Source organism: Blautia marasmi, from assembly GCF_900258535.1.
Taxonomy (GTDB): Bacteria; Bacillota; Clostridia; order Lachnospirales; family Lachnospiraceae; genus Blautia; species Blautia hominis.
The window spans coordinates 4478820-4505387 of sequence record NZ_OIWX01000001.1; the positions used below are offsets into that span (position 1 = coordinate 4478820).

General features: G+C 46.7%; 28 protein-coding genes and 1 pseudogene. 23 read left to right on the plus strand and 6 right to left on the minus strand.

Annotated elements, in window-relative coordinates; all coding sequences use genetic code 11:
* The first annotated feature begins 133 nt into the window (after window positions 1–133).
* Window positions 134–991, plus strand: a complete 858-nt coding sequence (locus tag C6P39_RS19520) for a helix-turn-helix domain-containing protein (protein WP_095170536.1) — start codon at window positions 134–136, stop codon at window positions 989–991.
* Between the two features lie 27 nt (window positions 992–1018).
* On the opposite strand, the gene C6P39_RS19525 is transcribed toward C6P39_RS19520, so the two are convergent.
* Complete coding sequence (locus C6P39_RS19525) at window positions 1019–1357, minus strand: helix-turn-helix domain-containing protein (protein ID WP_065542442.1); 339 nt, start codon at window positions 1355–1357, stop codon at window positions 1019–1021.
* A 161-nt stretch (window positions 1358–1518) separates the two neighbouring features.
* Between C6P39_RS19525 and C6P39_RS19530 the strand changes: the two genes are divergently transcribed.
* Window positions 1519–1731, plus strand: coding sequence for a hypothetical protein (locus tag C6P39_RS19530; RefSeq protein WP_095170534.1), 213 nt, complete (start codon window positions 1519–1521; stop codon window positions 1729–1731).
* 135 nt (window positions 1732–1866) lie between these two features.
* On the opposite strand, the gene C6P39_RS19535 is transcribed toward C6P39_RS19530, so the two are convergent.
* Together C6P39_RS19535 and C6P39_RS19540 are read right to left on the minus strand one after the other, a co-directional pair.
* Complete coding sequence (locus C6P39_RS19535) at window positions 1867–2127, minus strand: toxin PIN (protein ID WP_095170532.1); 261 nt, start codon at window positions 2125–2127, stop codon at window positions 1867–1869.
* Window positions 2128–2313: 186 nt separating this feature from the next.
* A complete protein-coding gene (locus C6P39_RS19540; protein ID WP_104804915.1) occupies window positions 2314–2796 on the minus strand; it encodes a DUF6512 family protein in 483 nt (160 codons plus the stop codon).
* Window positions 2797–2964: 168 nt separating this feature from the next.
* Between C6P39_RS19540 and proC the strand changes: the two genes are divergently transcribed.
* Together proC and C6P39_RS19550 are read left to right on the plus strand one after the other, a co-directional pair.
* Entirely contained in the window at window positions 2965–3759 is a 795-nt protein-coding gene (proC, locus tag C6P39_RS19545; RefSeq protein ID WP_095170528.1) for a pyrroline-5-carboxylate reductase, read from the plus strand.
* Window positions 3760–3887: 128 nt separating this feature from the next.
* Complete coding sequence (locus tag C6P39_RS19550; protein WP_095170526.1) at window positions 3888–4097, plus strand: hypothetical protein; 210 nt, start codon at window positions 3888–3890, stop codon at window positions 4095–4097.
* Between the two features lie 24 nt (window positions 4098–4121).
* Here the strand turns inward: C6P39_RS19550 and C6P39_RS19555 are convergent, their stop codons facing one another.
* A complete protein-coding gene (locus C6P39_RS19555; protein WP_104804916.1) occupies window positions 4122–4580 on the minus strand; it encodes a CYTH domain-containing protein in 459 nt (152 codons plus the stop codon).
* A 505-nt stretch (window positions 4581–5085) separates the two neighbouring features.
* On the opposite strand from C6P39_RS19555, the gene C6P39_RS19560 reads away from it, so the two are divergent.
* Window positions 5086–5631, plus strand: coding sequence for a DJ-1 family glyoxalase III (locus C6P39_RS19560; RefSeq protein WP_104804917.1), 546 nt, complete (start codon window positions 5086–5088; stop codon window positions 5629–5631).
* Window positions 5632–5753: 122 nt separating this feature from the next.
* Here C6P39_RS19560 and C6P39_RS19565 read toward each other — a convergent pair.
* Window positions 5754–7485: pseudogene (locus tag C6P39_RS19565) on the minus strand (IS1634 family transposase).
* A gap of 283 nt (window positions 7486–7768) precedes the next feature.
* Here C6P39_RS19565 and C6P39_RS19570 point away from each other — a divergent pair.
* The 17 genes from C6P39_RS19570 (at window position 7769) to C6P39_RS19650 (ending at window position 24632) form a co-directional block, all read left to right on the plus strand.
* Entirely contained in the window at window positions 7769–7924 is a 156-nt protein-coding gene (locus tag C6P39_RS19570) for a type 1 glutamine amidotransferase family protein (RefSeq protein WP_330407098.1), read from the plus strand.
* A 140-nt stretch (window positions 7925–8064) separates the two neighbouring features.
* Entirely contained in the window at window positions 8065–9375 is a 1311-nt protein-coding gene (gene tig / locus C6P39_RS19575; protein ID WP_104804918.1) for a trigger factor, read from the plus strand.
* A gap of 51 nt (window positions 9376–9426) precedes the next feature.
* A complete protein-coding gene (gene clpP, locus C6P39_RS19580) occupies window positions 9427–10008 on the plus strand; it encodes an ATP-dependent Clp endopeptidase proteolytic subunit ClpP (protein WP_065542433.1) in 582 nt (193 codons plus the stop codon).
* 79 nt (window positions 10009–10087) lie between these two features.
* The gene (clpX, locus tag C6P39_RS19585; protein WP_095170516.1) at window positions 10088–11383 is read left to right on the plus strand and encodes an ATP-dependent Clp protease ATP-binding subunit ClpX; all 1296 of its coding nucleotides are present in this window, start codon (window positions 10088–10090) and stop codon (window positions 11381–11383) included.
* A 29-nt stretch (window positions 11384–11412) separates the two neighbouring features.
* Complete coding sequence (gene lon, locus C6P39_RS19590; protein ID WP_095170514.1) at window positions 11413–13728, plus strand: endopeptidase La; 2316 nt, start codon at window positions 11413–11415, stop codon at window positions 13726–13728.
* A gap of 22 nt (window positions 13729–13750) precedes the next feature.
* Window positions 13751–14344 (plus strand): ribosome biogenesis GTP-binding protein YihA/YsxC, encoded by a 594-nt coding sequence (yihA, locus tag C6P39_RS19595; protein WP_095170512.1) that lies wholly within the window; start codon window positions 13751–13753, stop codon window positions 14342–14344.
* A gap of 96 nt (window positions 14345–14440) precedes the next feature.
* Entirely contained in the window at window positions 14441–15625 is a 1185-nt protein-coding gene (locus C6P39_RS19600; protein WP_104804919.1) for a GNAT family N-acetyltransferase, read from the plus strand.
* Window positions 15626–15891: 266 nt separating this feature from the next.
* Window positions 15892–16737, plus strand: coding sequence for an energy-coupling factor transporter ATPase (locus tag C6P39_RS19605; RefSeq protein ID WP_095170508.1), 846 nt, complete (start codon window positions 15892–15894; stop codon window positions 16735–16737).
* Window positions 16728–17585: an energy-coupling factor transporter ATPase gene (locus C6P39_RS19610; RefSeq protein WP_104804920.1), complete on the plus strand. Its 858-nt coding sequence runs from the start codon at window positions 16728–16730 to the stop codon at window positions 17583–17585. Before C6P39_RS19605 ends, C6P39_RS19610 begins: the two co-directional genes overlap by 10 nt.
* Complete coding sequence (locus C6P39_RS19615) at window positions 17582–18382, plus strand: energy-coupling factor transporter transmembrane component T family protein (RefSeq protein ID WP_095170504.1); 801 nt, start codon at window positions 17582–17584, stop codon at window positions 18380–18382. The genes C6P39_RS19610 and C6P39_RS19615 overlap by 4 nt, the downstream gene beginning before the upstream one ends.
* 11 nt (window positions 18383–18393) lie before the next feature.
* Window positions 18394–19149: a tRNA pseudouridine(38-40) synthase TruA gene (gene truA, locus C6P39_RS19620; RefSeq protein ID WP_104804921.1), complete on the plus strand. Its 756-nt coding sequence runs from the start codon at window positions 18394–18396 to the stop codon at window positions 19147–19149.
* Window positions 19150–19153: 4 nt separating this feature from the next.
* Window positions 19154–20635 carry a 4-alpha-glucanotransferase gene (gene malQ / locus C6P39_RS19625; RefSeq protein WP_095170499.1) on the plus strand — a complete coding sequence of 494 codons (1482 nt, stop codon included), beginning with the start codon at window positions 19154–19156 and terminating at the stop codon, window positions 20633–20635.
* Between the two features lie 81 nt (window positions 20636–20716).
* Window positions 20717–21226: a flavin reductase family protein gene (locus tag C6P39_RS19630; protein ID WP_095170497.1), complete on the plus strand. Its 510-nt coding sequence runs from the start codon at window positions 20717–20719 to the stop codon at window positions 21224–21226.
* Window positions 21227–21231: 5 nt separating this feature from the next.
* A complete protein-coding gene (locus C6P39_RS19635) occupies window positions 21232–22176 on the plus strand; it encodes an AEC family transporter (RefSeq protein WP_104804922.1) in 945 nt (314 codons plus the stop codon).
* Between the two features lie 82 nt (window positions 22177–22258).
* Window positions 22259–22405, plus strand: a complete 147-nt coding sequence (locus tag C6P39_RS19640) for a hypothetical protein (protein ID WP_330407099.1) — start codon at window positions 22259–22261, stop codon at window positions 22403–22405.
* A 198-nt stretch (window positions 22406–22603) separates the two neighbouring features.
* Window positions 22604–22864, plus strand: a complete 261-nt coding sequence (locus C6P39_RS19645) for a hypothetical protein (protein WP_095170491.1) — start codon at window positions 22604–22606, stop codon at window positions 22862–22864.
* A gap of 25 nt (window positions 22865–22889) precedes the next feature.
* Complete coding sequence (locus C6P39_RS19650) at window positions 22890–24632, plus strand: GGDEF domain-containing protein (protein WP_104804924.1); 1743 nt, start codon at window positions 22890–22892, stop codon at window positions 24630–24632.
* 96 nt (window positions 24633–24728) lie between these two features.
* Here the strand turns inward: C6P39_RS19650 and C6P39_RS19655 are convergent, their stop codons facing one another.
* Window positions 24729–24929 (minus strand): cold-shock protein, encoded by a 201-nt coding sequence (locus C6P39_RS19655; protein WP_018596689.1) that lies wholly within the window; start codon window positions 24927–24929, stop codon window positions 24729–24731.
* Window positions 24930–25265: 336 nt separating this feature from the next.
* Here C6P39_RS19655 and C6P39_RS19660 point away from each other — a divergent pair, with 336 nt between their 5' ends.
* Window positions 25266–26561, plus strand: a complete 1296-nt coding sequence (locus tag C6P39_RS19660; RefSeq protein WP_095170487.1) for a dihydroorotase — start codon at window positions 25266–25268, stop codon at window positions 26559–26561.
* Window positions 26562–26568: the final 7 nt, after the last annotated feature.

Here is a 26568-nt window from a genome sequence, read left to right on the forward strand (position 1 = left end):
AATAGTTACCATAAAATACAATATGAAAAAGGCTTGCCACAGGTTCCGATGCGGATTTGTTTAAAAACTGACTTGTCCCCACAGATGAAAAAATTTATAATGAGGATAGAAAAGAAAACAGGAGGAAGGATATATGAGCAATCAGCGATATTCCATGGAGACGCCTCCGGCGTCATTGCCTGTCCAGCTTTTGTATGTAACCTGCGCCAGGTCGGATAAGGACTGGCACAGCATGGAACATTCCCATTATTTTGCGGAACTCTTCTTTATCACAAAAGGGGAGGGCTGTTTTATCATTGACAATGAAAGAGTTCCTGTGCGGGAAAATGACCTGGTTTTAGTAAACCCCGGCGTCTCACATACAGAGCTGGGAAATAAAAAAAGCCCCTGGGAATACATTGCCCTGGGCATTGAAGGACTGCAGTTCCATTCCCGGGAGGACAGTGGACCTTATGATTACAGTGTCCACTTTCTGGGGCAGAGCCGTAAGGAAATAGGGGATTGCCTGACACAGATGGTAAGGGAGGCACGTATTGGTGAACAGGACAGCGGGGCAGTCTGCCAGAAGCTTTTGGAACTGCTGCTTCTGTATATTACCAGACATACCCGCCAGAATATCCTGGCTGCACCTCCCAATAAGGCAACCAGGGAATGCCGGGTTGTGGAACAGTATATCAATGAGCACTATGCGGAGGAGATCACCCTGGAAACACTAAGCCTTACGGCCCATATCAACAAATACTATCTGGTACATGCTTTCAAAGCCTACAAGGGTATATCTCCCATCAGTTATCTTGCGGAGAAACGGCTGTCAGAGGCCATGCATCTTCTGGAGACAACCAATTATCCTGTTACAAAAATATCAGGTATGGTAGGATACTCCTCCCAGTCTTATTTCTCCCAGGCTTTCCGTAGAATGACATCCATGTCACCGAATCAGTACAGAAAGAAAAATGAAAAGAGTGCCGCGGGCTGCAGTATTGTAAAATAACTGCGGCTCGCGGCACTTTTTGCGGTCTTATTTTTGAAGACGTTTTGTTAAAGTCCATAAAAGCTGAAGGTCATCGTGTCTCAGCTCTTTCATGTCCTGACAAAGATTCTTGAATTGTTCAGGACAAATAATACTTTCGTCAAAAAATTCTTTCGGTGTGACATTCAGGTAATCACAGATATAAAAAAATACTGTCATGGAGGGAAGCCCTTTTTTGTTTTCCAGTCCATTAATATAACCCGGATTTTGTCCAATGGAAAGACTCATATCTCTTGCAGAAACCTTCTTCGCTGACCTAAGCTGCGTCAGACGGTTATAAAACAAATCTTCATAGCTGTTTTCTTCAAAAGTATTCTCACTGTGCATATTTTTCACCACCTATTATATGACATTGTACATGATACTATGTCCCGAAATGTCGTTTTTGATACGTGATATGTCTTGAAATATCGTATTGTATCTGATATTATAAAAAGAAATATTAGATTCATTAAGATATTATTAAAATACAGGGAGCGGGAGTGAATATGACAAGAAATGAGAGAATACATGCACTGGGATACTGCAGATCATGCCTGAATGAGACATATGGTCTGAAGCTGAAGCAAGAGGATGTGCTGGTATACGAATTTTTAGGACAGTGTATGAAATGCGGAAATACCCGGCATATTGTCCATAGAGTTAAGAAATATAAAACCTGGAAGCTAATGAGTTCCCGAAAACTGGGTCATGAGTGTTAGATAAAAAAAGAGGGGCCGCCGCATGGTATTCATGCGTGCGGCCCCTCTCTGCAGCCAAGGAAAATCCCAACACTAAAGGGAGTTCTGCCGGGATAGTTGTCCGTAACTGTGAAGACAGAAAAAAGATTCCGGAATTTAAAGCCTGGGGATTTTCTTTTCTCTGTTGTTCAGATATGCTTTTACGCCATCTACATCGCTGTAGGCAAAGTGACGCAGCTCTTTTTCTGTCATCTGTCCCAGTTCTTCCAGGTCGGAGTTTCCGGTGACAGGACAGATGGGAAGAAGCTCCTCAGCGGTCAGACCGAATTCCTCCATCTGCTGGGGAGATATGTACTGTGTCACTTCTATTTTATTGCAGGATTTGCAATGATACACAGAAAATATTTCGTTGGTCATGGTTTTGTCTCCTTTGTCAGAATAATATTATCATAATACAAGAAGGAAAAAATGTATAGGGGGAAAGTGAGCTTTTTGGGGGAAGGGCGGCGGACGGAAGTGGATGGGAGGCCAGGGCGTGAGTGTCCTCCCATCCACTTCCCGGTTTCTGCAAACGGCAAGTGATCTGGCAGATAAAACAGAGACTTATATCATAAAAAAGATGGAAATGACGGTGAAGACGGCCAAAAGGATATAGAGGGCTGCCTGATTGAGGCGGCATAGGGGGTCAGGGAGTTTCGTTTTTCGGAGGGCGTAGGAGAGCAGGTATGTGATGAGAACACTGAGTATGAAAATTGCGATATCGACCCACAGATAGCTTTTTTTGGTGAATCGAGTGTAACTGTAGAAGAAAAGAGGCATGGAGAGAAGCCCGGCGTACAGTCCTGTCAGGTTTTTGCAGAGAAGGTCAGGGCAGCGGTAAGACAGAAGGCGCTGTTCCAACAGCATGAAGAGGAGAGCCGGGAAGAAGAGCAGTTTCAGGTGTTCCCACACGCTCTCATTAACAGGACTGAATAACCCTACCAGAAAAAAATTGCCGGACCATTCATAAAAAAAGTGGGATAGGGAACCAAGCAGGATCGTGAATAGAATGCCAATTACCGTAAAAACCTTATAAGATTGCTGCATAAACAGACCTCCGGGGATTTAACATGCATTATGTTTAAAAGTATGCAGTGTATTGAAAAAATATTTGTATCACTCTTGAAAAAATAAGGGGAACGGAGGATAATGAATAGGAAAAGGCTGCGAAGGGACTGAACAGTCACAGGACAAGTATAACGAGGAGGATTACAGATGAAACTTGGATTTATCGGATGCGGTAATATGGCTTCTGCTATTATTGGCGGTATTTTGGAAAAAGAGATCGTAAGCAGGGGGGATATTACGGCTTCAACAAAGTCGCAGGAATCTGCTGCTAAGATAAAGGAAAAACTGGGGATTGCCTGTAGTACAGATAACAGGGAGACTGCGAAGATATCGGATGTGGTGTTTCTGGCTGTGAAGCCGCAGTTTCTGGAAGAGGTGATCGCAGAGATCAAGGATGTGCTGGGCAAAGAAAAGGTGATCATCTCCATCGCTGCAGGTAAGACTATGAGCTGGCTGGAGGAGCGTATCGGGGAGGACAGGAAGATAATCCGTACCATGCCCAATACGCCTGCATTGGTAGGAGAGGGGATCACAGGTGTCTGCAAAAACGCTCTTGTGGAAGAAAAAGAGCTGGAGGAGGCTTTGGTGCTGCTCCGTTCTTTTGGAAGAGCGGAGGTTGTGACAGAACCCATGCTGGATGTGGTGGGAGCTGTCAGCGGAAGTTCTCCGGCATTTGTTTTCATGTTCATTGAGGCCATGGCCGATGGCGCGGTGGCGGAGGGAATGCCAAGGAAAAAGGCATATGAATTTGCGGCACAGGCTGTATTAGGAAGTGCCAAAATGGTTCTGGAGACAGGGATGCATCCCGGAGAACTCAAGGATATGGTGTGTTCACCTGCGGGAACTACGATTGAAGGGGTGGGAGTTCTGGAAAAGAAGGGCATGAGGAGTGCTGTGACAGAATGTATCCGTGCATGTGTGAAGAAGACAAGAGAACTGTAAAACAGGCAATGTCTTGACAGGGATTAGCAATATTTCTCATTGCAAGAAATGCAAACTGCTGTTAAAATAAAAGAAAAGGCAAAAAAGCGCATATGTGCTGCTTTAGCCGAGACAAAAGAGGTCATATCATGGATCGAATTTTTGAAATCAGTGTGTGGTTGCTGGACAGCGGCAATGCGTTTCTGCGGTTTTGGGGAAAGCTGCTCTATAAGATTCCCAGAGCATATACGAAAAGACTGGAGAAAACCAGAAAAGGAGACGAACTTTTAGAGGAGGAGATTGAGAAGCGCCGGGAAGCCACCTGGCACAGTATCATGAAAAGCCTCGGTGAAGAATGACTCAGAGGAAAGGACAGGCCTGCATTACTGCGGTCTGTCCTTTCCTGCGGAGAGCGTGCTGTTGTGGTATCCGGATGAGAAGGTTACATCCTCGCCGAACCAGTGGGGCGGCGTAAAGGAATTGGCGGACTCTACATCCGGAAATTCCACCTCCGCCAGAAAGAGTCCCTCGTAGGGCGCTCCAAATACATCCAGCTCAATGGTAAGTCCTCCTTCAAGAGGAAGCAGATATCTGGTTTTTGTAAGAATGATCCCGTCTGCCTTTTCTTTCAGGTGACAATAGGATGTTTCGTTGAGAGGCAGGTTATACTCCTCCCGCACCATATGTCCCTCCCCTTTGTAGGTGAGAAAATAAGCGTCATCCTGCCTGCGGATGCGGACAACCGGGTTGGTGTTCAGATAAGCCTGCTCTATTTTGTGACAGGGGAAGCTTGCCAGATCAGCGGGCAGCTCTTTAATAAGAAACTTTCTTTCTATTTCCATTGCTGTGAAGAACCTCCTTTTTCTATATGATAGGTACACTCTGAAGGGCACCCCGTAAGATATACAGCATCGAGTGGTGCATATTATTAAGGTATACCTTATTGGGCATCCCACAAATCATGCAGCAGTGAGTGGTGTATATTATTAAGGTATACCCTATTGGGCACCCCGCAAATCATGCAGCAGTGAGTGGTGCATATTATTAAGGTATACTTTATTTGGGCACCCCGCAAATCATGCAGCAGTGAGTGGTGCATATTATTAAGGTATACTTTATTTGGGCATCCCGCAAATCATGCGGCAGCGAGTGGTGCATATTATTAAGATATAGCCTATTGAGCACCCTTTAATTCATGCAGCAGTAAATGCTGCCTCTTTATAAGGTATAACATAATTTTTATAAAAAAGAAACGGAAGTTTTAGAAATATCAGATAATCCTATGGTATAATAAGCAGGTATGCAGGATTTTATACTCGTTTTATTTAAAGTAAGGGAGGGACTCATATGGCAAAAGTTTGTGTATTTACCGCAGATGGTTTTGAAGAAGTGGAAGGTCTGACTGTGGTGGATCTTTTGAGGAGAGCCGGGGAAGAAGTGCTCATGGTATCCATCTCCGATAATCTGAGTGTGACAGGTTCCCATGGGATTGAGATAAAAGCAGATGTCTTCTTCGATGATGTGGACTACAGCACCGTGGATATGCTGGTACTGCCGGGCGGTATGCCGGGCACACGGCATCTGGGAGAGCATCAGGGGCTTGCAGCCCTGCTAAAGAGCTTTGCTGCATCAGATAAAATGGTGGCGGCAATCTGTGCAGCTCCCAGCGTACTGGGCGGTCTTGGGATTTTAAAAGGCAGAAAGGCTGCCTGCTATCCCGGATTTGAGGAGAAGCTGGAGGAGGCCATAGTCTTTACGGATCCGGTGGTAAAAGACGGAAATATCACTACCAGCAGAGGCGTGGGAACAGCGATCCCCTTTGCACTGGAGCTGATTTCACAGCTGGAGGGAGAAGTGAAAGCCCGTCAGATTAAAAAATCCATTGTTTCATAAAAAAATGCTGGTGTTTTTAAACTCCTTGTGCTATACCCTGACTTTTGCAGATGATTAAGTATAAAAATACCCGTTAGCCCAGCAAATAAGCTGACTAACGGGTTTGTCTTTTTGTCATATTTTCATGGTGTATTTTCACTTTTTTGTGGCTGCTAAAACTTTTTTTATTTCACCAAGAGTTCTGATTCTCTTACTGAAATCAATATCAAGAACCTTGCCGATGTCTTTCTGTACATTGTCGTAGTAATCAAACAAGTAATAGTTCTGTTGAATTAGGGTACAGCTTGCTTTAGAGAGTGATTCCAGAAGCTTACCAATGCTGTATTTTTGCTCTAACTTTGTTTCAAGTATGCGAGCGATGGTAAGGGCCACAAAACAGGTAAGAAAATGTGCTTCTATATGTTCTCTTGTCCATACATATACGGGTCTGGCTTCTACTTCGCTTTTAGTTACCTTAAATGATTCTTCGATTTTCCAAAGTCCTCGGTACATGTCAATGATTTTGTCATCACTTTCATCCATTTCACTTGTAAGTAAAACATAATAACCATCAAGTGCCTCTTCTTCACGAAGCTTTGCTTCGTCAATTTCTAAGATGGAAGATGCGGTTAAAATTTCACCAGTATCTTTATCATAATCGATTTTCTTTACATATTTTGCTGCACCATAAGAAGTTGCTCGGGTATAACCACCTGGATTTTTTGCAAGGTCTGCAGCTTTTGCAAGAGCCGCAGCACGATCGGCTTTTGCTCGTCTCGCATATTTTTCACTCCAAAAGACAACCTGCTTTTCATGTACAGTTTTCTTTAGCTTGCGTCCGGTTTGAGAGGTGACTTGAATCGTGCGAGGGTGCTTGCGTGACTTTCTTTTATATTCAGTGCCCAGCCAGGTATAATCCTCTTCGTCGAGCACATACTTTTTCATTTCTTTATCAGCACCACGTACAGACATGCTGAATACATAGCCATCTTTTGTGGGAGTATTAATGGTATACCAAATGTTATCACCAGTGGTCATTCCTTTATCTGCAACAGAAATAACACGACCAAGATCAAACTCTTTTTTGATTCGCCCAAAGTTTGGACGATAGGTGAGGCAGTCGTTGGTATTTCCTGCAAAAAGTTCGTAGGTAATAGGAATTCCATTGTTATCCATGAATAATCCCATCTGTACGATTGGGTTTGGACGGTGTTCCTTGGAAACACCTTTTCGAAGGAAATCATTCTGGTCATCTGATTCGAAATAGTAATTCGTCACATCGTAATAAATAAGGCTGGTGTCCCTACCGTATTTCTCTTTGATTTTATCGTTCATCCAGACTTGAAGGCTTTCTTTGTGTTTTGAAAAGAAGGAAAGACAGCGATAAACATCATCTAAAGAATAGTCTGTTTTTTCGAAGAACTGTTCCCTGTTATCAAAAGAAGCTTTCTTTGATGCTGGAAAGAGAAGCCTTGAATATACAAGCATCTTCATGATAGTATTTGCATCAAACTTCTCTTTTGAATGGCGCCTGCGATTAATAAGGAACTTATCAATTTCAAGTTCATGATAAATCTTACTTAGAGCAGCATAGCCAAAGTTTTTTCGAAGAGAAGTATCATCCGTGCACAAACGATCGGAAGGATAAAAAGTAAAGTTAATGGGAGCTTGCATCGCATTTTTTTCGATTTTTAATTCTTCAGCACGTTTTTGAAAGTGGGCAATAGGATCATCATATAGTTTTTCCAATTCATCAAGATAGCCCAAAGATTCAACAGTCTTAGAACGAGACATTTTTCGCTGTTTGTCATAATAGGAATCTACAATTGCCAGATAGATACGTCCTTTTGATGTTTTAGTTTTTCTTAAATGCATAATTGACACCTCCAATACCCTTATTATATCATATACATCCACATATATCCAGTAAAACATGACAAAAAAATAAAACAAAAAATGCCCGAATGCCTTATGAATAAAGCAATCGAGATATATCATCTTAGAAAGTAACTGCAAAAGTGTGGAANATACCCTTATTATATCATATACATCCACATATATCCAGTAAAACATGACAAAAAAATAAAACAAAAAATGCCCGAATGCCTTATGAATAAAGCAATCGAGATATATCATCTTAGAAAGTAACTGCAAAAGTGTGGAGGCCATAGTCTTTACGGATCCGGTGGTAAAAGACGGAAATATCACTACCAGCAGAGGCGTGGGAACAGCGATCCCCTTTGCACTGGAGCTGATTTCACAGCTGGAGGGAGAAGTGAAAGCCCGTCAGATTAAAAAATCCATTGTTTCATAAAAAAATGCTGGTGTTTTTAAACTCCTTGTGCTATACTGTGATAATGACTGTAAGTATGATAAAGTGTCCGTTTTGGGCAGGAATGCATGAATACTCAAAATGCATGAATACATATAGAATTCAAGGAGGAATCATTTAAAATGAGCGTACAGGTAGAAAACTTAGAGAAGAACATGGCGAAGCTTACTATTGAGGCTTCCGCTGAAGATTTTGAAAAAGCAGTACAGGCTGCTTACCAGAAAAACAAAAACAAGATCACCATCCCGGGATTCCGTAAAGGAAAAGCACCCCGTGTGATGATTGAAAAAATGTATGGAGCAGGTATCTTCTATGAAGATGCAGCCAATGCGCTGATCCAGTCTGAATATCCGAAGGCAGCAGATGAGTGCGGCCTGGATATCGTTTCCCAGCCGGAAATTGATGTGGTACAGATTGAAAAAGGCAAACCGTTCATCTTCACAGCAGAAGTAGCTGTAAAACCTGAAGTGACCCTGGGTGACTACAAAGGTGTAGAAGTGGAAGTTGCCAAAGCAGAAGTGACAGAAGAAGAAATTGCAGGAGAACTGAAGAAAGAGCAGGAGAATAACTCCAGAACCATCGACGTGGATGACAGAGCAGTTGAAAACGGCGATATGATCACTCTTGATTTTGAAGGATTCGTGGACGGAGAGGCATTTGAAGGCGGCAAAGGCACAGACTATCCTCTGACGATCGGTTCCAACTCCTTTATCCCGGGATTTGAAGATCAGTTAGTGGGCGCTGTGATTGGCGAGGAAAAAGAAGTCAATGTGACTTTCCCGGAAGACTACCAGGCCAGTGACCTGGCTGGAAAAGCAGCAGTGTTCAAATGCAATGTAAAAGCCATCAAAGTGAAAGAACTTCCTGAACTGGATGACGAATTTGCAAAAGATGTCTCTGAGTTTGATACTCTGGAAGAATACAAAAAAGACATTGCGCAGAAGCTGAAAGAGCGCAAAGAAGACGTTGCAAAACGTGAAAAAGAAGATAAAGTAGTAGATGCGATCATCGAGAACGCACAGATGGATATTCCGGAAGCAATGATCCAGAACCAGATCCGTCAGTTAGTGGATGATTTTGTAAGAAGACTGCAGTCTCAGGGATTATCCATTGACCAGTACTATCAGTTTACAGGTCTTGATAATGCTAAGATCCAGGAGCAGATGAGACCTCAGGCCATGAAGAGGATCCAGAGCCGTCTGGTACTGGAGAAAGTTGCAGAAGTAGAGAACATCCAGGTTACCGATGAAAAAGTAGATGAAGAGATCGCAAAGATGGCTGAAATGTACAAAATGGAAGCCGACAAATTAAAAGAATTAATGGGCGACTACGAGAAAGAGCAGATGAAGAAAGATATCGCTGTTCAGGAAGCTGTTACCTTAGTAGCTGACGCTGCAAAAGTGACAGAAGTAGTGGAGAAGACAGAAGAGTAACGGACAGACAGTTCGTTTCTTACGCCCGCGTGACAGAATAGGAGGAGTTTCATGAGTTTAGTACCATACGTCATTGAACAGACCAGCAGAGGAGAGAGAAGTTACGATATCTACTCCAGGCTGTTGAAGGATAGAATCATTTTTCTGGGAGAAGAAGTGAATGACACAACAGCAAGCCTGATCGTGGCACAGCTTCTGTTCCTAGAATCAGAAGACCCGGGAAAGGATATTCATCTGTATATCAACAGTCCGGGCGGTTCTGTGACAGCAGGATGGGCTATTTATGATACCATGCATTACATTAAATGTGATGTGTCCACAATCTGCATCGGTATGGCTGCAAGCATGGGTGCATTCCTGCTGGCAGGCGGTACAAAAGGAAAGAGATTCGCGCTTCCCAACGCGGAGATCATGATCCATCAGCCGTCCGGCGGTGCAAAGGGACAGGCTACGGAAATTCAGATTGTTGCCGACATGATCTTGAAGACCAGGAAGAAACTGAATGAGACTCTGGCCGCCAACACAGGTCAGCCTTTTGAAGTCATTGCCAGAGACACGGAAAGAGATAATTATATGTCCGCAGAAGAGGCAAAGGCTTATGGTCTGATTGACAGTGTAATTGAGCACAGATAAGAACGAATGATAAGACTCCTGCGGTTAAGCTGCGGGGGTCTTTCGGCATTAATACGGTAAACAAGAAAGGAATAGAAGAATGGCGATAAAAGGAAACGAGCCAAAGATCCGCTGCTCTTTCTGCGGAAAGACAGAAGAACAGGTACGGAAACTGATTGCAGGACCCAGCGGTACTTATATCTGTGATGAATGTGTGGAGATCTGTGCAGAGATCATAGATGAGGACAGCGCAGGTTACACGGAGGACAGCAACGGAGAGATCAATCTGCTGAAACCACAGGAGATCAAAACATTTCTGGATGACTATGTGATCGGGCAGGATGAGGCGAAAAAAGTGCTGTCTGTAGCCGTTTACAATCACTATAAGCGAGTTATGGCCGGAAAAGATTCCGACATTGAACTTCAGAAAAGTAATATTTTGATGCTGGGACCAACCGGCTCCGGTAAGACGCTGCTGGCTCAGACACTGGCCAGACTGTTGAATGTGCCTTTTGCCATTGCAGATGCCACAACTCTGACAGAGGCCGGATATGTAGGTGAGGATGTGGAAAATATCCTGCTGAAGATCATTCAGGCCGCGGATTACGATATAGATCGTGCGCAGTACGGTATCATATACATTGATGAGATTGACAAGATAACAAGAAAATCGGAAAATGCGTCGATCACCAGAGATGTATCAGGGGAGGGTGTACAGCAGGCACTTCTGAAGATCCTGGAGGGCACAGTTGCCAGTGTTCCGCCCCAGGGAGGAAGAAAGCATCCGCATCAGGAATTCCTGCAGATCGATACCACCAATATTCTCTTTATCTGCGGCGGTGCTTTTGAGGGACTGAACAAGCTCATTGAAAACAGAATGGATACAAAAGCCATTGGTTTCAATGCTGTGGTGACAGATAAGAAAGAAAAAAACGTGGGAGAGATCCTCAAAGAGGTAATGCCTCAGGACCTGGTAAAATTCGGTATGATCCCCGAGTTTGTAGGCCGTGTTCCCGTGGTGGTATCCCTGGATGCCCTGGACGAGGAGGCGTTGGTGAAGATCCTGAAAGAGCCGAGAAACTCTCTGATCAGACAGTATAAAAGGCTTTTTGAAATTGACGGCGTGGACCTGGATTTTGACGATGATGCCCTGGTGGCGATCGCCAAGAAATCCATGGACAGAAAGACAGGAGCCAGAGGACTGCGGGCTATCATGGAGTCTACCATGATGGACCTTATGTATACAGCGCCTTCTGACGAGACGATCCGCTCCTGTAAGATCACAAAAGACTTGGTAGAAGGTAAGGGGCAGGCCTTAATTGAACATGGGGAAATGCAGCCGCCCACAAGGAGAAACAAGGGTGGACGCAAGAGGGGAACACCAGAAACTGCATAAATATGCATAACGATTAAGGAGGCGCGGGAATGAGTGACATAATCTATAATCTGCCGGCCATCGCCCTTAGAGGTACAACCATCCTTCCTGACATGATCGTCCATTTTGATGTGAGCAGGGAAAAATCCATACAGGCCATTGAGAAGGCCATGATGCAGGATCAGAGGGTGCTTTTGATCACCCAGAAGGATCCTGCAGTGGAGGACCCGGGCCAGGAAGATTTATATAAAATTGGAACCGTTGCGGAGATAAAGCAGCTTGTAAAACTGCCCAAGAATATTGTCCGGGTCCTGGTAGAGGGAATGGAGCGGGCTGAACTGCTCCGTTTTACGGAAAGTGAATACTATCTGAATGCCGAGGCAGCTACCTTTGATGTGGAAGAACTGAAAAGTGTGGAGGAGAGTGTGGAAGAAGCCATGCTCCGCGGCATGAAAGAGATCTTTGTCAAATACTGCAATGTGAATCCAAAGATGAGCAAAGAACTGGCAGGCCAGATACTGGAACTGGATGATGTGAGCAAGGTCATTGACCAGATATCCATACATCTTCCCATGAAATATGAGGACAGACAGAAGGTTCTGGAAGCGGTATCTCTGGAAGAACGCTATGAGGAACTGGGAATCATTCTCACCAATGAGATCGAGGTCCTGGAAATCAGTGCAGAACTGCAGAGTAAAGTAAAAGAGCGGGTGGACAAGAATCAGAGGGAATATATCCTGAGAGAACAGCTCAAACTGATTCGGGAAGAGCTGGGCGAAGATGATACCCGGTCCGAGGCGGACCAGTTCCGTGAGGAAGCCAGGAAGCTGAAAGCTTCCCGGGAAGTGAAAGACAAGATAATAAAAGAAGTGGATCGATTTAAGAATACGGCAGGCAGTCAGGCAGAGTCCAGTGTGATGCGCAGTTATATTGAGACACTTCTCTCTCTTCCCTGGGATAAGATGACCAGGGATAATAAGAACTTAAAAGAGGCCAACAAGGTTCTGGAAACAGACCATTATGGCCTTAACAAGGTGAAGGAACGCATCATGGAATTTCTGGCGGTGCGCACACTCACCAAAAAAGGTGAAAGTCCCATTCTGTGTCTGGTGGGTCCTCCTGGAACAGGAAAGACCTCCATTGCCAAGTCCGTGGCGCGGGCGCTCCACAAGGAATATGTCCGCATCTGTCTGGGCGGCGTACGGGATGAGGCTGAGATCCGGGGACACAGAAGAACCTATATCGGCGCCATGCCCGGCAGGATCGCCAATGGGCTGATACAGGCAGGTGTGAAAAATCCCCTGATGCTTCTGGATGAGATAGACAAAGTCAGCAGCGATTATAAAGGGGACACGTCTTCCGCACTTCTGGAAGTGCTGGATTCTGAGCAGAATAACAAGTTCAGGGACCATTATGTGGAGATCCCGCTGGATCTGTCAGAGGTGCTGTTCATTGCCACAGCCAATGACCTGCAGACGATACCAAGGCCGCTTCTGGACCGTATGGAGATCATTGAGGTGAGCAGCTATACGGAAAATGAAAAATGGCACATCGGCAAAGAACATCTCGTTCCAAAGCAGATGAAGATCCATGGCCTGAAAGAGGGACAGCTCGTTCTGGAGGATGAGGTTCTGCGGGAAATGATCACCGGCTATACAAAGGAAGCCGGAGTCAGGGAATTGGAGCGGAAGATTGGTGAAATCTGCAGGAAGACCGCAAGGCGGATCCTGGAGGATAAGCAGGAATCCGTCACAGTGCAGAAAGAGAATCTGGAGGCGTTTTTAGGCCGTGCCAAGTTCACCTACCAGAGGAAGAACAACACGGATGAGATTGGAATCGTACGCGGGCTTGCGTGGACCAGCGTGGGTGGTGATACCCTGCAGATCGAGGTAAACCTCATGCCCGGAAAAGGCGAATTCATGCTCACCGGACAGCTGGGGGATGTGATGAAAGAGTCAGCACAGACCGGGGTGAGTTTCATCCGTTCCATAGCGGATAAATATAATATCAAACCTGAATTTTTCCAGGAACATGATTTACATATCCACATTCCTGAGGGAGCGGTACCTAAGGACGGTCCGTCCGCGGGAATCACCATGGCCACTGCCATGCTCTCCGCAGTGACCGGAACACCGGTGAAGGCAGATCTTGCCATGACCGGTGAGATCACCTTAAGAGGACGGGTACTGCCGATCGGGGGCCTGAAGGAAAAGCTTCTGGCAGCTAAGAGTGCAGGGATTGAAACTGTGCTGGTTCCGGGGGAGAACAGACCGGATATTGAAGAGATGGAAAAAGAGATCACAGACGGCATGACCATTGTATTTGTCAGCACCATGGAAGAAGTGCTGGCACAGGCTTTTGTCTGAAACCAAATTCGGAGGATGAATGATGGTAATTAAAAATGTATCACTGGATATTGTCTGCGGTGTCACAAGCACGCTTCCCGTGACGGAGCTGCCGCACATCGCATTTGCGGGGAAATCAAATGTAGGGAAATCTTCCCTGATCAATGCGCTTATGAACAGGAAATCCCTGGCAAGGACCAGCGCATCCCCCGGAAAGACACAGACTATAAATTTTTATAATGTGAATGATGCGTTATATCTGGTGGACCTGCCGGGGTACGGCTACGCAAAAGTAGCCCAGGCGGTAAAGGAACAGTGGGGAAAGCTGATAGAGAGATATCTGCAGAATACAAAGGAATTGAAAGCAGTATTTCTGCTGATCGATATCCGCCATGACCCATCTGCCAACGATAAAACCATGTATGACTGGATTGTGCACAACGGATATGAGCCGATTATCATAGCAACAAAAGTGGACAAATTAAAGAGAAGCCAGGTACCGAAGCATGTAAAAGCCTTAAAAGAAGGGCTTGCGCTGCGTCCGGGCACAAGAGTGATCCCATTCTCCGCTGAGACAAAGCAGGGGAGAGAGGAAATCTGGGAGCTGGCGGAAAGTTTGCTGTTTGAGCCGGCGTAGGACCGTGTAGAGATACGAGGGAGTGTCGCTTTGACAGCGGCGCTCCCTCGTTTTTTTGGAAAACACAGGGTAAAGTTCCGTTAAAAGGGAGATAGTATGTTAAAAGGAATTATTTTCGACATGGACGGCGTGTTGATCAACAGTGAGCCGGTCCACTACAGAGTCTGGAAACAGGCGCTTGCAGCGCGGGGGATTGAACTTGATTATGAGATTTACAAACCATGTATCGGTTCCACCAATGGTTTTTTAATGGATATACTGCATGATAATTATGGGATTTCCAGAGATGATAAAGAACTGGTTGAGACTATGGAACAGATAAAAAAGAAGGTCATTGCAGAGGAAGGCTTTCCTATGATAGAGGGTGTGCCCCAGCTGCTCGGACGTCTCAAAGACAGCGGATATCGTCTGGCTATAGCCTCCTCCTCCCCTTTGGCCTATATCCGGCAGGTGGTGACAAGTCTGGGGATTGACGGTTATTTTGAACTTCTTGTGAGCGGGGAGCAGGTGAAAAACCCAAAACCGGCACCGGATGTATTTTTGGAAGCCGCCAGGCAGATGAAACTTGACCCGGAGGAGTGCCTGATCCTGGAGGACTCCAGCAACGGATGCAGGGCAGCAAAGGCGGCAGGGATCGTCTGCTGCGCCTACTTCAACCCGGATTCCGGAAAGCAGGATCTAAGCCCCGCGGATGTGGTGATCGAGGGATATGAAGAGATTGACGGTGCTTTTTTAGAGAAAGTATACTGCCATGGCAGACATCTTCCCGCATTGGTGTGTGAGACAAAAAGACTGCGGATACGGGAAATGACGGAACAGGATATTCCTAAAATGATGGAGATCACCAGTCAGGGAACCCCGGATACCTCGGAAGGAATGGCAAAGAGCCTGGAGGAGGAACTGGAGGCCTTTCCCTCCTACCGCAAATACATGTATGAAATGTGTGATATGGGCTACTGGGTCCTGGAGGAGAAAGAGAGCGGGATGATCGTGGGCCGTGCAGGGGTGGAGCCAAAAATATGGAACCACAACAGCTCCGTGGTGGAACTGGGTTATCTCATTGATGAAAAACACAGAGGAAAAGGATTTGCCTATGAAGCCTGCCGGGGTATTTTGGAGGAGGCAAAGAGAAGAGGGGCTGTGTACCTGTACTGCAGGATACGCAGTGCCAATCTGGCCTCTAAAAAACTGGCCCGCAAGCTGGGATTTTCTAAGATTGACTACCGTTTGGAGGATGACAGCGAGGATATGGAGGTCTACAGATATACCTGCAGTGAATAGAGATCCGTTACGATTCACAGCCCTGCAAAAAACGCAGTTCTGTAAACAGTAACACGCTTCGCGATGCACAGATATGTAGCATTCTGCCCCATATCGCGCTGGCTGCCTCGGGATTTTCATGCGCAAGCGCATAAAAACACCTCGCGGGACAACAGCCGTGAATAATAACAGAGATCCCCATCGGAGCGTGATTTTATTGGGTAAATACCCGTGATTATGCAGTTGACTGGATCGTTACAAATCAGGTACAATGGAAAGGATATAAAATGGGAATTGTAAAAGCCATTAAACTGGTGCATGACTATTATAAATACGATGAAAGCGGCCATGTGGAGGGCACCTACAGGGCCCTTGACAATGTGGAGCTGGATATCGAAGCAGGACAGTTTATTGCTGTTCTGGGACACAACGGCTCCGGTAAATCCACTCTGGCAAAGCATATCAATGCCCTTTTGTTTCCTACGGAGGGCGCGCTGTGGCTGGACGGCATGAACACTATGGAGGAAGAGGAGATCTGGAAGATCCGCCAGAAAGCAGGAATGGTTTTCCAGAATCCCGACAATCAGATCATCGGTACTGTGGTGGAGGAGGATGTGGGGTTCGGCCCTGAGAACATGGGGATCCCCACAGACCATATCTGGCAGAGGGTGAATGAAAGTCTGGAGGCAGTGGGAATGACCGCTTACCGCCATCATTCGCCCAATAAACTGTCAGGCGGGCAGAAGCAGAGGGTTGCCATAGCCGGTGTGATGGCTATGCACCCCAAATGCATCATACTGGATGAACCCACAGCCATGCTGGACCCAAACGGCAGAAAAGAAGTGCTCCGCGCAGTAAAGGAACTGAACGAAAAAGAAGGCATCACAGTTGTTCTGATCACGCATTATATGGAGGAAGTGGTGAACGCGGATCGTGTTTTCATTATGGACCAGGGGAAAGTAGTGATGCAGGGAACACCTAGGGAGGTGTTTTCCAGGGTGGAGGAGTTGAAATCCTACCGCCTGGATGTACCCCAGGTGACACTTCTGGCCTATGAACTGAAACAGGCGGGAGTGAAGCTGCCTGCAGGAATTCTGACAACAGAGGAATTGGTGAACGCATTATGTCAATAAAATTAGAGCATATCACATACACATACAGTCCGGGAACCGTCTATGAAATGCACGCCTTAAAGGATGTGGATATGGAAATCCCCGACGGTCAGTTCATGGGCATTATCGGTCACACGGGAAGCGGAAAATCTACACTGATACAGCATTTTAACGGCCTTATGAAACCTACATCAGGCACTGTTTTCTATAATGGCCAGGATATCTGGGCAGATAAATATGACAGGCAGGAGCAGCGAAGCAAGGTGGGGCTGGTATTCCAGTACCCGGAACATCAGCTTTTTGAGGCAGAGGTTCTGGAGGATGTCTGCTTTGGGCCAAAGAATCTGGGGTTCTCAAAAGAAGAAGCAGAGGAGAGGGCAGTCAGAGCGCTGACCCAGGCGGGATTACCGGAAAAGTTTTATAAAAGTTCTCCTTTTGAACTGTCAGGCGGGCAGAAGCGGCGGGCGGCCATCGCAGGGGTTCTGGCCATGGAGCCGGAAGTGCTGATCCTGGATGAGCCTACAGCAGGGCTGGACCCTCAGGGCCGTGATGAGATACTGGATCAGATCGCATCCCTGCACAGCCTGCGGGGAATCACCGTGATCCTGGTATCCCACAGTATGGAGGACATCGCGAAATATGTGGAGCGCATGATCGTGATGAATAAGGGGGAAAAGGCATTTGACGGTGTACCGAGAGAAGTCTTTTCCCATTACAAGGAGCTGGAGGCCATGGGGCTTGCAGCACCCCAGATCACCTATATCATGCACGCGCTCGGTGAACACGGGCTGCATGTGGATACCCGGGCTACCACGGTGGAAGAGGCAAAGGCAAGTATATTACAGGCACTGGAGAGATTGGACAAATGATAAGAGATATTACGATCGGACAATATTACCCTGCGGATTCGCTTCTCCACAGGCTGGACCCCCGTGTAAAGTTTGTAGGAACCATCATGTTTCTGGTATCCCTTTTCGTGGCAGATTCCTTCTGGGGATATTTGCTGGCAACCGCATTTTTGGTGACGATCATCGTCATGTCAAAGGTTCCTGTAAAATTCATGCTGAAAGGCCTGAAACCGCTGTTTTTCATACTTTTGATCACCGTTGCGTTCAACTTGTTTCTGGTACCTGGCAAGGTACTTTGGCAGTTTTGGATATTAAAGATCACAAAGGAAGGTATCCTGCAGGCCGTGAGGATCGGCATCCGGCTGATCTACCTGGTTATCGGCTCCTCGGTCATGACGCTGACCACAACACCGAACCAGCTTACAGACGGTTTGGAAAGGCTTATGAAGCCCCTGAATAAGATCAGAATTCCCGTGCATGAGATTGCCATGATGATGTCCATCGCCCTCAGATTCATCCCCATCCTCATGGAGGAGACGGATAAGATCATGAAAGCCCAGATCGCCAGAGGTGCTGACTTTGAGAAGGGCAGTCTGATTCAGAAAGCCAAGAACCTGCTTCCGCTTCTGGTGCCCCTTTTTATCTCCGCTTTCAGAAGAGCGGATGATTTGGCTATGGCCATGGAAGCGCGGTGCTATCACGGCGGTGAGAACCGGACATCCATGAAGCCTCTTAAATACCACAGCAGAGATATCTCTGCTTATGTGTGTATTTTCCTGTATCTGGCCGCGGATATTGCGATCCGTGTGCTCGTCTAGGAGGGGCCGGTATGAAGCGTATTATGCTGGAGGTTGCTTACGATGGCACAAACTACTGCGGCTGGCAGGTGCAGCCAAATGGAATTACGGTACAGGAAGTTTTAAACCGCCATCTGTCGGAGCTGCTGCATGAGCCTGTGGAGACCATAGGGGCAAGCAGAACCGATGCAGGCGTACACGCCCTGGGCAATGTGGCCGTGTTTGACACAAATGCCAGGATGCCCGGGGAAAAGATATCTTATGCACTGAACCAGCGCCTTCCTGAGGATATCCGTATCCAGATGTCAAAGGAGGTAGGCGCAGATTTTCATCCCAGGTACCGGGTCAGTGAGAAGACTTATGAGTACCGGATCCTGAACAGAAGGTTTCCTGTGCCCACAGAGCGGTTTTATTCTCATTTTACTTATATCCCCATGGATATAGAGAAGATGAGAAAGGCGGGGGAATATCTGCTGGGAGAACATGATTTTAAAAGCTTCTGCGGTTCCGGGGCGCAGGTGAAGACTACGGTCAGGACCATTCACGGGTTTTCAGTGGAACGTGAGAACGACCTGATCACCATGCGCATTACCGGCAGCGGATTCTTGTACAATATGGTGCGGATTCTGGCAGGCACGCTGATGGAGATCGGCGGCGGGGCCTATCCCCCTGAAAAAATCCGGGAGATACTGGCTGCCAGAGACAGGAAAGCAGCCGGCCCCACCGCACCGGCGCGGGGGCTTACCCTGATAAAAATTGACTATAAAAACGGCAAGGAAGAGGAATAGTGATATGAGAAGAAGTGGAATGCTGCTGCCAATCGCCAGTCTGCCGTCTCCATACGGCATTGGAGCATTTTCAAAGGAGGCATATGAGTTTATTGACCTTTTGAGGGATACCGGTCAGAAGCTCTGGCAGATACTGCCGCTGGGACCTACCAGCTACGGGGATTCCCCCTATCAGTCCTTTTCCACTTTTGCAGGCAACCCCTATTTCATAGATTTGAATGTCCTGATCGGAAAAGGATGGCTTAAAAAGGAAGAGTGCGATGCCTGCGACTGGGGAGACCATCCCTCCTATATTGACTATGGGAAAATATACGAGAGCCGTTTTCCTCTCCTTCGGAAAGCATTTGAGAGAAGTAAAATCCTTTCCGACGGCAATTTCCTCACGTTTTGTGTGGAAAATAACCACTGGCTGGATGATTATGCCCTCTACATGGCTGTGAAGAATAAATTTGGCGGCAAAAGCTGGATTGAATGGGATGAGGAAGTGCGCCTGAGAGAGCCTGCTGCCCTGAAAAAATATCAGGACGAGCTGCGTGAGGACATTATTTTTTATCAGTACCTGCAGTTTGAATTTTTTGAACAGTGGAAAAATGTGAAGAATTATGCCCATGAAAAGGGGATTCAGATCGTTGGGGATATCCCGATCTATGTGGCCTTTGACAGCGCGGATACCTGGGCGAACCCGGAACTGTTCCAGCTGGATGAAAATAATCTGCCCATAGCAGTGGCCGGATGTCCGCCGGACGGGTTTTCTGCCACAGGCCAGCTTTGGGGCAATCCCCTGTACCGTTGGGATTACCACAAGAGAATGCACTATGGCTGGTGGATGCGCAGGATCAGCCACTGCTTTAAACTCTTTGATATTGTGCGTATTGACCATTTCAGGGGATTTGATGAGTATTATTCCATCCCTTACGGAGATGATACGGCACAAAACGGACACTGGGAAAAGGGGCCGGGCATGGATTTGTTCCATACCATGAAAGAAGAGCTGGGAGAGCGGAACATCATTGCGGAAGATTTGGGATTTCTCACGGAGACCGTGTATAAGCTGCTGCGTGACAGCGGGTATCCGGGCATGAAAGTGCTGCAGTTTGCTTTTGACACCAGTGAGAACAGTGACTATCTCACCTATAAATATGACAGAAACTGTGTGGTCTACACAGGAACCCATGACAATGACACTACAATGGGCTGGTATGAGCACTTGACAGACTGGGACAGGGATGTTGCTCTCCGATACATGAACAGCTTCCATACGCCAAAGGAGGAGCAGCACTGGGATCTGATCAGCCTTGCCATGCGCAGCGTGGCGGACACCTGCATCATACCGGTACAGGATTATCTGGGCCTTGGCAGTGAGGCAAGGATCAATACCCCTTCCACATTAGGGGACAACTGGAAGTGGAGGATGGGAAAAAATGCATTTTCAGACGAATTAAAAGGCAGGATCTGGCATATGACAAAATTATACGGCAGATTGTAGCAGCAGTTAAGCAGGTCTGCGCATTGGCTGTGCGGCCGTATGAATGCGTGGCGGTATAAGTGTAGAAAGGAAGGAATCATTATGGCATTTAAAGAAGTAAAAACAGAGGAATTACAGTTCAATCCATTTACCAAGATCGGAAAAGAGTGGATGCTGATCACAGCGGGAACAGAGGAAAAATACAATACCATGACTGCAAGCTGGGGCGGCGTTGGTGTGATCTGGGGAAAAGATGTGGTGACAGCTTACATCCGTCCTCAGCGGTACACAAAGGAATTCGTGGATGCAAACGATACCTTTACCATCTCCTTCTTCCCTAAAGAGTACAAAAAAGCCCTGAGTCTCTGCGGCAGCGTGTCCGGACGTGACAGGGATAAGATCACAGAGGCCGGTCTGACCGCCTGCTTTGTGGACGGCACTCCCGCGTTTGAGGAGGCCAGTCTGGTGTTTGTCTGCAAGAAAATGTATCACGGAGATATTTTCCCGGAAAACTTTGATGCACCGGAAAATGACGAAAAGTGGTATCCTGAAAAAGACTATCACACTATGTATATCGGAGAAGTTTTGAAGGTACTGGTGAAGGAAGGCTGAAAGCATTGGAAAATCTCATATTCAGCCTGAATGCCACGCTGCCCATCTTTCTCACTATGCTTCTGGGACTTCTGTTCCGGTATCTGGGACTGATGAGTGCTGATTTTGTGGCAAAGCTCAACCGTTTTGTCTTTGTGGCAGCCATACCGGCGCTGGTATTTCAGGACATTTCTTCTGTGGATGTGCGGGAAAGCTGGGACGGCGGATTTGTCCTGTTTTGTTTTCTGGCTACCCTTGTAAGTATTACGGTGATCACCCTCCTCGCCAGGTTTCTGGTGGAGGAGGATATCCGGGGGGAGTTTGTGCAGGCATCCTACAGGAGCAGTGCCGCTATTCTGGGTATTGCGTTTATCCAGAATATCTATGGCAGTTCCGGAATGGCGCCTCTTATGATCGTGGGAACGGTTCCCCTCTACAATGCGGCGGCGGTGGTGGTGTTGTCCCTCATGAAGCCCGGACGAAAGAAGCTTGACAGAAAACTTTTGCTTCAGACAGCAAAGGGGATCGTGACCAATCCAATTATACTGGGTATCCTGGCCGGCATTCTATGGTCTGTACTCCGAATCCCTCAGCCGGAGATCATGCAGAAAACAGTGAAGAACGTGGCAGTCCTGGCAACCCCTCTGGGCCTTATGGCGATGGGGGCTTCCTTTGAAGGAAAGAAGGCATTGGCAAAGCTTAGGTCCTCTGTGCTGGCGAGTGTGATAAAACTGGTGGTTCTGGCTGCCGTTTTCCTTCCCCTTGCTGTCCGTCTCGGGTATACCGGGGAACGCCTGATCGCCATACTGGTCATGCTGGGGTCAGCCACAACCGTGAGCTGCTTCGTCATGGCGAAAAATATGGGGCATGAGGGCGTGATGACTTCCAGCACAGTTATGCTGACTACGTTTTTTTCGGCGTTTACACTGACCGGATGGCTGTTTTTATTAAAAACCCTGGGACTGGTATAAGAGAAAAGGAAGTGGATCCATTATTCCTTATGACCGCGTGGCTGTGAAGCCTGTAGTTAGAAGTATCTGTACCGGAGAACAGGTGGCAGGATTCAAAGATTTAAAAATAGGAAAATTCCAGGATATGTACCTGATCAAAAGCCAGGCTGAACTCAGGGATTTTATGGAGCAGTACGGTTACTGTACACAGGCCACTGTGCCGGGAGGCGTTTTCATGCTGAAAGCATGAAAATCCCGAGGCAGCCAGCGCGATAAAGCAGAATGCTCAATATCTGTGCATTGCGAAGCGTGTTACTGGACACGGAGTGAACAGTAACGCAGTACGGCATCGGGGAAGAAGAAATTTCAAAAGAGTGGTAAAATAAAAAAAGATGTGCTATAATTAAAAACCAGAGAATACTCATTACTTTACATAAGGAGAAGCATCATGAGCCAGGAAAAAGTCGATAAATATAAAAAGAATAAGAATAACCGCGATAAGATCCAGAAAAAAGAAGCACGGGCTCTTTTACTGGAGAAAGTGATCGTTTCCGCAGTTTGTCTGCTGATCGTGGGATGGATTGGCTATTCTGCTTACAGCCTTGCAACGAAAGAGGACACAGAGGGAGAGGCTGTTACAACTGAAATGAATGTTACAGCCATGACAGATTATCTCCAGGAGCTCTCTGCAGGAGAAGAGGCTGAATAAGCATACAGGGAAAGCAGGATTGGAAATGCAGAGATGCATTTCCTTTTTTCATGATATGAGAAGATACGCAGTAGTGTTTGGGCGTTTAGATGGAGGGATGCTGGTGAGAGAAAAGGGAATCAGAGGTATTTGGCGCTGGATTTTGATTTTTACGGCTGTGCCCGTGGTAGTACTGCTTGTTCTTACAGCACTGCAGGCAGGGCCTGAGAACCTTCCGGAAAAAAACAGCGGCCTCCATAAATGGGATACAGGCTGGTATTATAATGCGGAGGATGGTACAAAACAGATATGCCAGGTACCTTCCAGGATCAAAATCAGCGGAGGGGAATTTATCCTGCAGCAGACGGTTCCGGACTTTTTGGAGGAGGAGAAGTATCTGGGATTTTTGAACCACTATCAGCAGGTAGAGGTTTTTATTGATGGTGAGAGCAGATACCGGTATACAGAAGAACAGACGGGATTATTCCGCAGTATGATGGGTAATACACTGTGCATGATAAAGCTTAACAAAGAAGATTGCGGAAAAGACATAGCGATCAGGCTTGGCCGCTATAATAAGAGTTTGCATTGGCAGATACCTGTCATCTATTTGGACAGCAGGGAGAGTCTGCTTTTGCATATCTGGATGCAGGAACAGCCCAAAATGATTTTTTGTTTGGTGCTTCTGGTGTTGAGCGCGGGTCTTTTTCTTTTATGGCTGCTTTTGAGGGTCAGGGAAGAGGTCCGGGTATCCAGCGTGTTTCATGCGTGGGTTTTTATTCTGGTATCAGCCCTGTGGATTCTCACGGATTCCAGAATTATGATATTTTTTGTCTCTTGGCCACGGTTTATCTGTCTCATATCCTTTTATGCGTTTTATATGTTCCCGATTCCCATGCTCTCCTTCATCAGTGAAGTATGCGGCAGAAAGTCAGTCATGCTTGACTGGATGAAGACGATTCTGGTCTGCAATGTGCTGGTGCAGAGCCTTCTGTATCTGACCGGGATATGTAAGCTGATGAATATGCTGCCGGTTACCCATGTGCTCTATGGGGCAGCCATTGTTTGTTTAGTTCTCTATATGGCAAAGGAGCTTAGGAGCAGTAAAGCCCAGTATGCTAAAATCTTTTTTATCGGCGTGTTTTTTTTAATGTTTATGGCAGCCGTATCCCTGCTTTCTTTTTATACAGGGGTGGGGAGCAGATATGCCATGTATTATCAGCTGGGCCTTCTGGGATTCATGTGTGCACTGATCTGCATGACCATACGGCAGGTCAATGAAATTTTGGAGGGCAGGACCGGGGACAGGATTTTGGAAGAACTGGCGTATATGGATGTTATGACAAAGCTGGGAAACCGTTCCGCTTATGAGATGCGCCTGCAAAAACTGCAGGAGACCATGTCTTTGGGACAGGAGCTGTCAGCAGTCATGGCAGATTTAAACGGTCTGAAGAAAGTGAACGATACCCTGGGGCACAAAGCCGGGGATGAGATGATCAAGGGGTGCGCGAAATGTCTGCAGGAGGCATTCTGCGGTTTTGGGGAGATATATAGAATCGGAGGAGATGAGTTCTTGATCCTGCTGAGACACCTGCAGAGCATCCGGACCTGGGAGGAGAATTTAAAAGAAGCCCAGGAAAAATATAATTCTGAGCATGAAGTGAAAATTTCCATTGCGGCGGGACATGCCACAGGCAGGAAAGCCGGGGAGTCGGATAAGTGGCTGCACGAGCTGGTCGAGCAGGCAGACAAGAATATGTATGAGAATAAAAAATGCAGCAGGGAATAAAAATAGAGGGAAGCCGGCAGGGCTTCCATTTAGAACAAAAAACGGCTGGACAGAATCTTCTGTCCAGCCGCGTTTTTCGTACAGTTTATCCGGAAATTATAATTTTTCTACGTTAGCTGCCTGCATTCCACGAGCGCCTTCAGTTAAATCATAAGATACAGCCTGTCCTTCTTCCAGGGATTTAAAACCATCTCCATTGATAGCGGAGAAGTGTACGAATACATCCTGTCCGTCTTCACCTGTGATGAATCCGTAGCCTTTTTCTGCATTAAACCATTTTACAGTTCCCTTGTTCATAGTGTTACCTCCATAAAATAAAAAAATAAAAATTAGGATTGGATAAAGAAAACAGGAAGTACGCTTCGTGGAAAGTTCCCATTATTTATGAAAAATAAGCGGTCTTTAGAGAGGGTATTATAAATAAGAAATAATACAATCTCTAAAAACCGCTTAACATCACGATAACCGGAAGCTTATTAAATGCACTTTCAATTATTTATATCCAATATTCCTTTAACAAATTCAGTATATTCGCAAATCGAAAAAAAGTCAAGTAAAAATGTATAATTGACGAAAGAAATTGTGTATGTTACTATTAAAATCAAAAGATGTAAAGTCCCGGAGGAAGAATTTATGAATATTTTGATCAGGAACGGACGTATCATCGATCCGGCAACAAAAACAGACGAGATAAGCGACCTCTATATAGAGGGCGGCAAGGTTAAAAAGACAGGCAAGGGCTTAAAGCCCAAGGACAAGACAGATAAGGTCATTGATGCTACGGGCTGTTATGTGATGCCCGGTCTCATTGACCTGCATGTACATCTGCGTGACCCGGGGCTGACATACAAAGAAGATATTGTATCCGGCTCCAAGGCAGCGGCCAGGGGCGGATTTACCACCATTCTTGCCATGCCCAACACCAAGCCGGTCATCGATAGTGCGGACCGTGTGAAATACGTGCAGAATAAAGCAAAAGAATTGTCACCCATCCATGTGATGCAGATCGGTGCCATAACAAAAGGCCAGGCAGGTGAAGAACTGGCGGATATTGAGGAGATGATCGAGCAGGGAGTGCCTGCCATCAGCGAGGACGGCAAGTCCGTTATGAATGCCAGATTATATAAGAATGCCATGGGGATCGCAGCGAAATACGATGTCCCGGTGTTTGCCCACTGTGAGGACCGGAATATTGTGGGTAAAGGCTGCGTCAATGAGGACGAGCATTCCAGAGAGATGGGACTGCCGGGGATCAGCAATGCGGTGGAGGACATCATCGCGGCAAGAGATATCATTTTGGCAAAGGAGACAGGGGCAAAACTGCATCTGTGCCACTGCTCCACCAAGGAGAGCGTCCGCATGGTAGAACTTGCAAAAAAAGAGGGGATCAAAGTGACGGGTGAGGTCTGCCCGCACCACTTTACACTGACCTCTGACGATGTGGACCCCAATGATGCCAACTATAAAATGAACCCGCCCCTGCGCACCAAGGAGGACAGGGATGCACTGATCTGCGGTCTGAAGAATGATATCATGGACGTGATCAGCACCGACCATGCGCCCCACAGCCGCGAGGAGAAAACCATGCCTATCACCAGAGCGCCGTTTGGTATTGTAGGGCTGGAGACATCCGTTGCCCTTACCATCACGGAACTGGTGGACAAAGGGATCCTGACCCCTATGCAGATGGCTGAGAAAATGAGCTACAATCCGGCCAAGATCATTGGACTGGACAGAGGCTCCCTGGAAGAGGGGAAAGCGGCGGATGTGACCATCATCGACCCGGATGCGGAATATGTCATTGACTCTATGACATTTCTGTCAAAAGGAAAGAACACCCCATTCCACGGACGCAAGGTCAAAGGTCTGGTAAAAGCCACGATCTGTGACGGCAGGATCGCCTATATCCAGGATGGCATGACCAGATAACAAAGAA